The organism is Ruminococcus sp. N15.MGS-57 (genome assembly GCF_000980385.1).
In the GTDB taxonomy this organism is placed as follows: Bacteria; Bacillota; Clostridia; order Oscillospirales; family Ruminococcaceae; genus Hominimerdicola; species Hominimerdicola aceti.
Genome location: NZ_LARF01000054.1, coordinates 1 through 9,716, shown reverse-complemented (window position 1 = coordinate 9,716; position 9,716 = coordinate 1). Strand labels below are relative to the sequence as shown.

Below are 9,716 nucleotides of genomic sequence, written 5' to 3'. Positions count from 1 at the left end.
CGTCAAAGTTCTTTGACTTGTACATACCAAGGATAGTTGTGAGCTTTTCGTGACCGAAAGCCTCTTCTGGAGCTGTGCTTGTAGCCTCGCCGATGAGTACCTTTGTATCCTCTGGAACTTCAAAGCCAGCCATCTTAGCGATAGTTACAGGACGCTGACCAACGATCTTAGCATTAAGAGCACCGTTGATAAGCATTGTCTTTCTTATCTTGTCAGCCTCTTCATCGTTAAGGAAGTAGCAACCTCTCTTGATGAATTCCTTCTTAACATCGTTGTAAACTGTCTTATCAGCGATAACTGTCTGCTCTGTAGCACAGATCATACCGTTATCAAATGTCTTAGAATGAATGATAGAGTTTACAGCGTTTACGATATCAGCAGAAGAATCGATGATAGCTGATGCGTTACCGGCGCCAACACCGAGAGCTGGTGTACCAGATGAGTAAGCAGCCTTTACCATTCCAGGACCGCCTGTAGCGAGGATTGTGTCAGACTCTCTCATTATCATATTTGTGAGTTCAAGAGAAGGAACATCGATCCAACCGATGATACCCTTTGGAGCACCTGCTGCAACAGCTGCATCATAAACGATCTTAGCAGCAGCGATAGTTGACTTCTTTGCTCTTGGGTGTGGTGAGATTATGATACCATTTCTTGTCTTAAGACAGATAAGTGTCTTGAATATAGCAGTAGAAGTTGGGTTTGTTGTTGGGATAACAGCAGCGATAAGACCGATAGGCTCGTAAATTCTCATTGTGCCGTAAGCCTTATTTTCCTCAAAAACACCACAAGTCTGAACATTCTTGTACTTATTGTAGATGTGCTCAGCAGCATAGTTGTTCTTGATAACCTTGTCTTCAACGATACCCATGCCTGTTTCCTCAACAGCCATCTTTGCAAGTGGGATTCTTGCCTTGTTAGCAGCGATAGCAGCAGCCTTGAAAATCTTATCTACCTGCTCCTGTGTGTAGGTAGCGAAGATAGCCTGTGCAGCTCTTACTTCAGCGATCTTAGCAGTCAAAGCTTCCTCTGTATCGACGATGCCGACTGTTTTAGCTTCACTCTTTGCCATAAAATAAACCTCCAATAAATTAATTATTGTTTTTACTCTTGATAACTCCCGTAGGGGTTTTATCTTAACTATATTATATACGATTGTTATTTTTTTGTCAATCTTATAAAGTTACAGCTTTTTTGATATTTTACGTCGTTTTATTATGCAATATACATAAATATTGAACATTGTTTTATGATAGATTAACAATTCATGACCGTCAAATTGCACAAAAGAAATCAGATTGATAAAAAATTATCATTTATGCTGTCTGGAAAAAGATTAATAAATATAAGATAAAAACTAAACAAAAATAAAACAGTTGTGAAAATAACGAAAAAGTGCTTGACATTTAGAAAATCTGTAGTATAATATAGACATAACAGAGATACATAGAAAGCACGGAGATGTAAAGGTAATTTTACACAATAAGGCTGTTGAAAAATTGATGTATACTCTGAAACTCGACTTAATACCATATTTTAAAATAAAAGGAGATATGACTTATGAAACTTGATAACTTTGTAGCATCCAGCGACATCTATGATGTTTATGAATCTGATGGAATGGCAGTGAGGATCTATAAGAAGCCTGAATACAAGGAAAAGTGTCTGTATGCGGCTCTTACACACGCAAGAGTTGAAACAACACTTGGCAATTCCTTTATAAAGATGCCTGTTCTTCACGAGGTTTCCGTTATCGACGGCAAATGGGCTATAACAATGGACTTTATAAAAGGTAAGACTCTTCAGCAGCTTATGGACGAAAATCCAGACAAGAAAGACACGTATCTTAACCAGTTTATCGACATTCAGTGCGAGATACACGCTCAGTATATGCCACTTCTTTCAAAGCTGAAAGATAAGATGGCAAGACAGATCAAGACTCTTGGTCAGATCGACGAGATAAAGAAGTATGAGCTTCTCACAAGACTTGATTCAATGCCAAAGCACATCAAGCTTTGCCATGGTAACTTTGAGCCAAAGAACGTTATCATCAATGACGAAGGTACTTATGTTATCAATTGGGGTTCTGCTAGACAAGGCAATGCTTCTGCTGACGTTGCAAGAACATACCTGCTGTTCTGCCTTAATAATCCTGATCTTGCTGAGGCTTATCTTGATAAGTATTGCGTAAAGAGCGGAACATCTAAGCAGTATGTACAGGCTTGGTTGCCGATCGTTGCAGCAGCACAGCTCATTAAGGGCAAACCAGAGGAGAAGGATCTGCTCATGAAGTGGATCGACGTTGTAGATTACGATTAGTCTTTTCGTCAGGTTGTAACAAATTTGTAACCTCTTATTGTGCAAATAGCTAAAAAATGATTTATCCCGATTATGAGTTTCGTCATAATCGGGATATTTTGTTACAATTCTTTATAATCCCTTTACAGAGTAATTTTCATGTGATATAATGTGAAACTGTTGAAATATGACATAATGATTTAGGACTACAGAGGTTATTCGGAGGATCAATATGAAAAAGCTAATGATAGCTGTTGCTATAGTTTGCACTATGTTTGCTTTGCCGGCTTGTGGAAAAAATGCCGATAATAAAACAGAAAATAATGTTAATCTTACAAATAATGACGTAACGACAGCTCAGACAGAGGTTACTGATGAAGTGCCAGACGAAACTACTTCACTCCCTGACAGAAGCACTCTTGAAAAGATACCAGATGAGGCTGTTGATTCGTTTAATCAGGTCGTAGATGTCTGCAAGGAGATATATCCTTTGGCAGAAAAAACCAAAAGGCTTTATGGTTATACAGGCACTAAGACTGTGAACAAAAAGAATTGTTACATTTTTGTTATATATGATAAAAATGACGATGTGTTGACAAAGGTGGCAACTGTCGCTGCCGAGGTCGCATCAGATAAGCTTTACGTTCTTGATGATGAAACAGGAAGTGCCGAAAAAATCAATACCGAGGATGTTAAAACTCAATCTACAGAGTCATGGGCAGATCAAGTAACTGAGTCTTTTGCTGAGTACTATCAGAGCAAAGAGGTTAACGACCATCTTGCTGCAGTTGTTGAAACAGCCGCGGTTAAAACAGTTCGCTAATACTTTATATAAAAAAATCACACCAGAAAATTTTCTGGTGTGATTTTTTTATTCGATCTCTTCGCTGTTGTCAGTATCAGTGCTTGTGATGATATTTGTTGCATATGTAAGTGTAAGCAGGCTGTCACCCAAATGGACATTTTCCACAACTATGTTTTCATAGTCGATGCTAAGATCATAATGTGAAAAATTCCAGAACGCTTTCAGACCAAGATTTACAAGCTGGTCTGCAATAGCCTGAGTGTTTGCCTTCGGTATACAAAGCACAGCTACAACAGGGGAGTTTGCTTCGCAAAAGCTTTCTATATCATTAGTGTGACGAATCGGTATGTTTCCTACCACTTCACCAGTGAGCTTAGGGTTTATATCAAATATGCCAATGAGATTGCAGCCCCTTGTTTCAAAGTTAATATGTGTGGCGATAGCTTTACCGAGGTTTCCTGCACCGATAAGTATGGTCTTGAAATGTTTGTCTACTCCGAGTATCTTGCCTATTTCCATTCTAAGCTCGTCAACGTGATAGCCATATCCCTGCTGACCGAATCCGCCAAAGCAGTTAAGGTCTTGTCTTATTTGTGAAGCCGTGAGCTTCATTCTCTCAGAAAGCTCCCTTGAAGATATTCTTTCAAGTCCTTCTTTTTGAAGCTCACCTAAAAATCTATAATAACGTGGCAGTCGTTTTATTACTGATGCGGATATCGAACCGTCTTTAGACATATATTTACACTTTCCTTTACTAATAAACATGATTGATAAATAAATAACAATATCATATAATATAATAGCACTAATCTTTTCTTTTGTCAAGGACTTGTAAACTCTCTGCGGTCTTAAAAAAAGCAGCCTCGTTTTACAGAAGCTGCCTTATGTACATTAATTTTATTCTAGATCTTTTTTCTTTACAGAAGCAACACAGAAGTCGATGCGTTCTTCATCATCTTCTTCATTTCCTGAACCTGTGAGAGGAACTCTTTTTGTTGGATCGATCCCGTCAACGGCTGTAACAAGCCCTGTGCCCTCGCCAATAGAAGCACCCAGTACTCTGAACTTTGTAATGTCGATAGGCTCGATAGAGGTCTCAACAGGCTTTTCAAGCTGTGGTATCCACTCGTATGGTACACGATAAGCTCTGTAGATCATGTTGCTTTTGAATGTTCCAGCAAAATTCTTGAAATAAGGGTTTACAAATTCCCAAACTATTTCATGGTCAGGTGTGACCTCAAGAAGATGTCCATCTGAACCTTCCGTAATAAGAGTGTTTCCGTTCGGAAGTCGCTGTGCAGAGCTGATGTATGAGCTATAGAACTTAGAAGCGTCAGTAAAAAGCAGATTTCCTGCTTCAAGGGGAGTGTACTGCCATGTTATTTCAAGTGTAACAGGATTGAATTGAAGAACTCTTGAGTAATCTCTGTGTGCATTGTTCACGCCTGTGAGGGAAGCAGGGTTAGGTGTGCCGTAGCCACCCTCGCCACCGTTATCGAATACCAACAGGTCGCCCTCTCCAGGAAGTCCCTTTGGTATCATGTGCAGGTGGTGCTGACCAATTATCCAGCCAAGCTTCTTTGTGGCTTCGCTTTCGTTGAAGTTAGGACCTACACGCCATACTATCTTACCTGTTGATTTCTCGATAATTCCGAGTATGTTTGAGTTTCTTGCGTCAAATATGATATTGTCTGGGTGGAAGCGTTTGTCGCCTGCGTCATACCACTTATTTTCGCCAAGGGTAGAGAAGTTGTTTATGTGCATCCAATCTCCACCTGCCTCACCGTGAAGACCAGGGTTTCTGAACAATGCGTTCTTTGCGGCCTCGTCAAAGCCAAGCTCATCAAAGTGGTCGCTTGCACGCCAGCTCCAAATTATATTGCCTTCCCAATCCACTTCGATGATCTTATCGTCGATAAGTCTTTTGTCTGAAATATCGTGGTTGTAGAGGTTCTCGTGAGTAAGGATAAGTGTATTGCCACTGTCTGTCTTTGGCTCACCATTTGGATAATAGTAACCCACAGTGCTGCCCTCACGCTGAAAATCATGGTGCTGTCTAGCCATATAGACCGGTTCTTTACCAGGGTCGGCAACAAGTTCAGTTTTGTCGAATTTCCATACGATATGACCGTCCCAGTCTACCTGAACAAGATCAAGTTGATCCTGATATGCATATTTACCTCCTCTTGCTCCTGTTGTGCCCATTACATATCCGCCTGGGAGTATTTTGTTAGGAAATCCTCCCAGTCCAGCCCAAAGCTTAACTTCATTGCCATTCATATCTATGAGCAGAGCACCTTTAGCGGACGGGAAGATCGTATAACCGCTGTAGGCTTTTTCTTTGTTGTATATTGTAACTCCTGTTGGATAAATGCTTGGATAACCCATATCTGATTCCTCCTTGTTTATTTGTCTGCTTTTGTCAGGTCTGCCGTAACGTTATCTGAAAATGCTTTTTTTGCTGAGTCTGGATAATAAAAATCCCTTATGTTGTAACTGTTTGGATATTTACCATTCTCATACGCCCACTTATTTATTTCATCAAGATGAGATGCAGCTTCCTCAGAAAGTCCCAGTTTAATACTGTACTGTTCCCAGTTTGTTTTGAAATCATCTGGTTCGATTCCATATTTCTTTGATATTTTTTCAGCCGACTCATCTAAGTTGTCATTTATGTATTTAACGCTTTCATCAAGTGCTTTAAGATAGTTCGTAAGAGTTTCAGTATTGTTCTTTGCAAAGTCGCTTGATGTTATAAGATAAGCAGATACGTTTATCCCTATATCTTTTGCAGATGCGATCTGAGTCCAGCCCTCTGCTTCATATTTTTTTATAGCTGAGCCTGTAACGATAGCGGCTGATGCCTCACCGTTATGTGCAACTGCTATCTGAGTTGATATGGAATCTGTGTTGACGTTTTTCTGCTTTGACGGGTCAAGTCCTAAATAAGTCTGAGCCTGCCAGTTGAAGTATTCTGAAACTGTTCCAATAGAAGTTATCCATCCTTCACTTTCATCTAAAGCATCAAGATCATCTTTGTATTTTGGTGCAACAAAAAGGCCACCATTATATGAAACGCTAGAACTTAGATCTGAAAAAATCACAAGATTAGTGTTATCGAGAGTATTTCCAATTCTGTTTACAGCAGCAAAATCTGCAAGCAGTCCTGTATCTGCTGTGCCTGTTGCAATAGCGTCAACTGTGTTAATGCCGGCAGCGTATTCTGATGTTTCGAGAGATATACCATATTTCTCAAATATTCCTTGCTCCATACCGATATAGTCGGCATACTGATCTGGCTGACCTGTCATGTTCGCAACTCTCAAAACGCTAAGCTCTTTACCGTCTTTGGTAACCTTCTTTGCGGTTTTTCCGCTTGATGAACTACCGCATGATGCAAGAAGAGTTACTGTCAATGCTGTCGATGCTATTATTGCGATTATCTTTTTTATGTTCATTTTTAAATCTCTCCTGTTAAATTAATTATTTTACGTCAAAGTGTTTAAGTTTTTTCTTGCCAATAAACTGCAGGATCCTGTCAGCAGCAAAGCCAATCACAGCAAGTGTGACGATTCCTGCAAAAGCCCAGCTTGTTTTGTAATAAAGCTTCGAGCTGTTTATAAGATAACCAAGGCCATCACTGCCGACCAGCATTTCAGCTGCCACAACACAGATGATAGCTGAGCTAAGTCCTAGTCTTATTCCAGTGTAGATATTAGATACCGCTGATGGTACAACTACTGTGAAAAAAACTCTTGCTTTTTTTGCCCCCATGCAGGAAGCTGCTTCCACGAGCTGCTTATCAGTTGAAGCCACACCCGCTATAGTGTTTACGAACATAGGGAAGAATGATGCGTAGAAAATAAGTGCTACTTTTGATTCTTCGCCTACTCCGAACCACATTAGAAAGAGTGTCGTCAATGCAATAGCAGGCACAAATCTGAAAAAGCTAAGTATAGGTTCAACGAGCCAGCGTACAGGTCTGAAATTTCCTACAATAAGACCCATAGGAACAGCAAAAATTATTGAAAGTAGCCAGCCTTTTATTACTCTTCCGACGCTTGCAACAATGTCACTCCAAAGAGTTCCGTCTTTGATAAGTTCCTCCATGCTGTCGATCGTTTCCTTTGGGCTTGGAAGAAAATATTCATCATATTTCAAAGATCCTATTCCCCAAAGGGCAATTATTGCTACCCATGATATGATGCCACATTTTAGTATCTTCTGTATAGCAGAGGACTTTATTTTATTATTTTTCATTTTAATGTCCTCCTTATTAAATATAGTACAGCTCTGAGTCATCAAGAGCTTTGTTTACGAGAATATTTGTCGTGTTTTCATCAATAGTGTAAAGCTTCTTGATAAGTACTTTTACCTTATCACCTTTTTTCAGACGGGAAGCGTTCAGCGGATATCTGCCTGTTACTGAGATACCGTCTATGGAAGCTTTAACCTCAAAGGCGTTTCCTCTGAATGAAACTTCTTCCACAACGGCATCCTCCATTGAGCTTTCAAACTGATGATACTCGCTGTCTTCAAATTTGTTTATCTCGATAAACTCAGGTCTGATTATAGCTGAAGTCTTGCCCTCTGCTGTTTCAAAGCCTTTGAGCTTGCTGTAGTCCTCGATAACTGCGGACTGACCGATAAACTGAGCAACAAAAGGAGTTTTAGGTTCAAGGTATATCTCAACTGGATTGCCTATCTGCTCAACTCTGCCTTTGTTTGTGATAACAATTTCGTCTGCGACCTCTATTGCTTCGTCCTGATCGTGTGTAACGAAAATGCTAGTTATGCCTATTTTATCAATTGTATCACGAAGCCATGTTCTCAGTTCTTTTCTTACCTTTGCGTCGATAGCTGCAAAAGGTTCGTCAAGTAGAAGGAGTTCAGGCTGAGGTGCTAGTGCTCTTGCAAGAGCGATACGCTGCCTTTGACCTCCGCTGAGCTGGTCAGGATAACGCTTGCCAACGTCAGGCAAGCCAACAAGTTCAAGAAGCTCAGCCACACGTTGTTTGATAAACTTCTTATCTTTTTTCTGAACCTTCAGACCATAAGCTATATTATCGTAAACTGTCATAAAAGGGAAGAGCGCATAGCTTTGAAAAACAAATCCGATACCTCTTTCATTTGATGGAAGTTTGTTGACATTTTTACCATCTATAATAATATCGCCGCTATCCTGTTTTTCCAAACCTGCAAGCATACGCAGGATAGTTGTTTTACCGCTGCCGCTCGGTCCAAGCAGACCGATAAGCTTTCCCTTTTCAATACCGAAACTTACGTTATCCGAAGCTTTAAAATCGCCAAAGCTTTTATTAATGTTTTTTAATTCTATATACATAGCTGACAACTCCAATTAAGATATATTACTGTGATAGTTCCAGTGTCAACATCGCTGCATTCGCTTATTAATCTTTGACAATTTAAGCTCCTCACTTTCAATTCATATCAAGTCGATATGATTAGTATGCTTTTATTATACATGATTTTATGGAAATGTCAATAGTTATAAATGATTTTTGTGAAATCATACATATATGATAGGAATACTTTATTATTGTTGTACATTTTATTCATAACTAACATATGTGAGAAATATGATATACAGAAATGTTTGATAATACTCTTGACAAAGTGCGTAAATAGTGATATAATCACTGTATTCATAGTAAAACTATATGAATAATATAATATATATTGGAGGAAATAAAAAAATGCTTACTGAACTGACAAACCAGAATTACAACGAGCTGATATCAGCAGACAAACCGCTTGTTATAGAATTTTACTCACCTACCTGTGTTCACTGTAAAAGAACAGAGGCAGGGCTTAACGAAGCTGCAGAGGAGCTTGGAAAAACCGCTATCATAGCTAAGTGTGATATCACCTCTCAGCCAGATCTTGCGAAGAGATATGACGTTACAGCACTGCCAACACTCCTTTTTATAAAGAACGGTGATATCAAAAACAAGCTTGAGGGTTTTACACACAAGCTGATAATTCTTGACAATATTAAGAGATTATAAAAAAATCAGTCCGATGTTTTGAGCATCGGGCATTTTTTTGAGCAAAAGGTCTTGACAAAGTAGGGAGTTTATGATAAAATAATAATGTTGTTTTGTATGCGGGTGTGGCGGAATTGGCAGACGCGATAGATTTAGGTTCTATTGGCAACACCGTGCAGGTTCAAGTCCTGTCACCCGCACCATACTTGTGCAATAAAATAGATGCACACCTCGAAAAGCTCGTATTTACGAGCTTTTTTTGCGTTTTGAGGGTAAAAATTTCAGGTGTAAAACCGTGGATGCTTTTCACCGGTTTTCACCAAAAAGGAAGTCGAACCCTACACAACAAAAAAATATCGAACATATGGATGATATCGGCACTGTGCATTGCGTCTTTGATAACGGCAGAACGCTCGGAGTTATCCCTGGTGTGGACGATTTCCATATCGTAAGTGAAGATAGTGAGTCAACAGAAGATGAAGAAATGAATATATCAATGTGACGGTCTAGTTTTGAAAAAAGCTTGACCGTTTTTTTGTTGGAAAAATCGGAAACCTGCTAAGAAAAATCAATAGGCAAAATGAACAAAGTTGAGAAAAGAAGCA

Annotated in this window: 10 protein-coding genes and 1 tRNA gene; 5 read left to right on the top strand and 6 right to left on the bottom strand. The window is 39.4% G+C overall.

The annotated features are described in order from the left end of the window. On the bottom strand, window positions 1-1,072 hold a 1,072-nt coding region (locus WS40_RS09620; protein ID WP_046441891.1), incomplete at its 3' end, for an aldehyde dehydrogenase family protein. 488 nt (window positions 1,073-1,560) lie between these two features. On the opposite strand from WS40_RS09620, the gene WS40_RS09615 reads away from it, so the two are divergent. Then, window positions 1,561-2,319 carry a phosphotransferase family protein gene (locus WS40_RS09615; protein WP_022288440.1) on the top strand — a complete coding sequence of 253 codons (759 nt, stop codon included), beginning with the start codon at window positions 1,561-1,563 and terminating at the stop codon, window positions 2,317-2,319. Window positions 2,320-2,530: 211 nt separating this feature from the next. Further along, the gene (locus WS40_RS09610) at window positions 2,531-3,121 is read left to right on the top strand and encodes a hypothetical protein (RefSeq protein WP_046441888.1); all 591 of its coding nucleotides are present in this window, start codon (window positions 2,531-2,533) and stop codon (window positions 3,119-3,121) included. A gap of 48 nt (window positions 3,122-3,169) precedes the next feature. Here WS40_RS09610 and WS40_RS09605 read toward each other — a convergent pair whose 3' ends face one another. From WS40_RS09605 to WS40_RS09585, 5 genes are all read right to left on the bottom strand, one after another. Continuing rightward, window positions 3,170-3,838 carry a redox-sensing transcriptional repressor Rex gene (locus tag WS40_RS09605; protein WP_038671796.1) on the bottom strand — a complete coding sequence of 223 codons (669 nt, stop codon included), beginning with the start codon at window positions 3,836-3,838 and terminating at the stop codon, window positions 3,170-3,172. 162 nt (window positions 3,839-4,000) lie between these two features. After that, the gene (locus WS40_RS09600; protein ID WP_046441886.1) at window positions 4,001-5,491 is read right to left on the bottom strand and encodes an aryl-sulfate sulfotransferase; all 1,491 of its coding nucleotides are present in this window, start codon (window positions 5,489-5,491) and stop codon (window positions 4,001-4,003) included. A gap of 17 nt (window positions 5,492-5,508) precedes the next feature. Then, window positions 5,509-6,561: an ABC transporter substrate-binding protein gene (locus tag WS40_RS09595; protein ID WP_046441884.1), complete on the bottom strand. Its 1,053-nt coding sequence runs from the start codon at window positions 6,559-6,561 to the stop codon at window positions 5,509-5,511. Between the two features lie 25 nt (window positions 6,562-6,586). Beyond that, window positions 6,587-7,363, bottom strand: a complete 777-nt coding sequence (locus WS40_RS09590; RefSeq protein WP_046441882.1) for an ABC transporter permease — start codon at window positions 7,361-7,363, stop codon at window positions 6,587-6,589. Between the two features lie 16 nt (window positions 7,364-7,379). Beyond that, window positions 7,380-8,447 carry a sulfate/molybdate ABC transporter ATP-binding protein gene (locus tag WS40_RS09585; protein ID WP_046441881.1) on the bottom strand — a complete coding sequence of 356 codons (1,068 nt, stop codon included), beginning with the start codon at window positions 8,445-8,447 and terminating at the stop codon, window positions 7,380-7,382. A 373-nt stretch (window positions 8,448-8,820) separates the two neighbouring features. Here WS40_RS09585 and WS40_RS09580 point away from each other — a divergent pair, with 373 nt between their 5' ends. The 3 genes from WS40_RS09580 (at window position 8,821) to WS40_RS11625 (ending at window position 9,613) form a co-directional block, all read left to right on the top strand. Then, window positions 8,821-9,132, top strand: a complete 312-nt coding sequence (locus WS40_RS09580) for a thioredoxin family protein (protein ID WP_046441879.1) — start codon at window positions 8,821-8,823, stop codon at window positions 9,130-9,132. Window positions 9,133-9,230: 98 nt separating this feature from the next. Then, window positions 9,231-9,314: transfer RNA gene (locus WS40_RS09575), tRNA-Leu, on the top strand. Window positions 9,315-9,406: 92 nt separating this feature from the next. Beyond that, complete coding sequence (locus WS40_RS11625; protein WP_272125531.1) at window positions 9,407-9,613, top strand: DUF4314 domain-containing protein; 207 nt, start codon at window positions 9,407-9,409, stop codon at window positions 9,611-9,613. Window positions 9,614-9,716 lie beyond the last annotated feature (103 nt).

Excerpts from the sequence above, each read along its gene's own strand:
- WS40_RS09615 (WP_022288440.1), top strand. The coding sequence starts at position 1,561 with ATGAAACTTGATAACTTTGTAGCATCCAGCGACATCTATGATGTTTAT.
- WS40_RS09610 (WP_046441888.1), top strand. The coding sequence starts at position 2,531 with ATGAAAAAGCTAATGATAGCTGTTGCTATAGTTTGCACTATGTTTGCT.
- WS40_RS09605 (WP_038671796.1), bottom strand. The coding sequence starts at position 3,838 with ATGTCTAAAGACGGTTCGATATCCGCATCAGTAATAAAACGACTGCCA.
- WS40_RS09600 (WP_046441886.1), bottom strand. The coding sequence starts at position 5,491 with ATGGGTTATCCAAGCATTTATCCAACAGGAGTTACAATATACAACAAA.
- WS40_RS09595 (WP_046441884.1), bottom strand. The coding sequence starts at position 6,561 with ATGAACATAAAAAAGATAATCGCAATAATAGCATCGACAGCATTGACA.
- WS40_RS09590 (WP_046441882.1), bottom strand. The coding sequence starts at position 7,363 with ATGAAAAATAATAAAATAAAGTCCTCTGCTATACAGAAGATACTAAAA.
- WS40_RS09585 (WP_046441881.1), bottom strand. The coding sequence starts at position 8,447 with ATGTATATAGAATTAAAAAACATTAATAAAAGCTTTGGCGATTTTAAA.
- WS40_RS09580 (WP_046441879.1), top strand. The coding sequence starts at position 8,821 with ATGCTTACTGAACTGACAAACCAGAATTACAACGAGCTGATATCAGCA.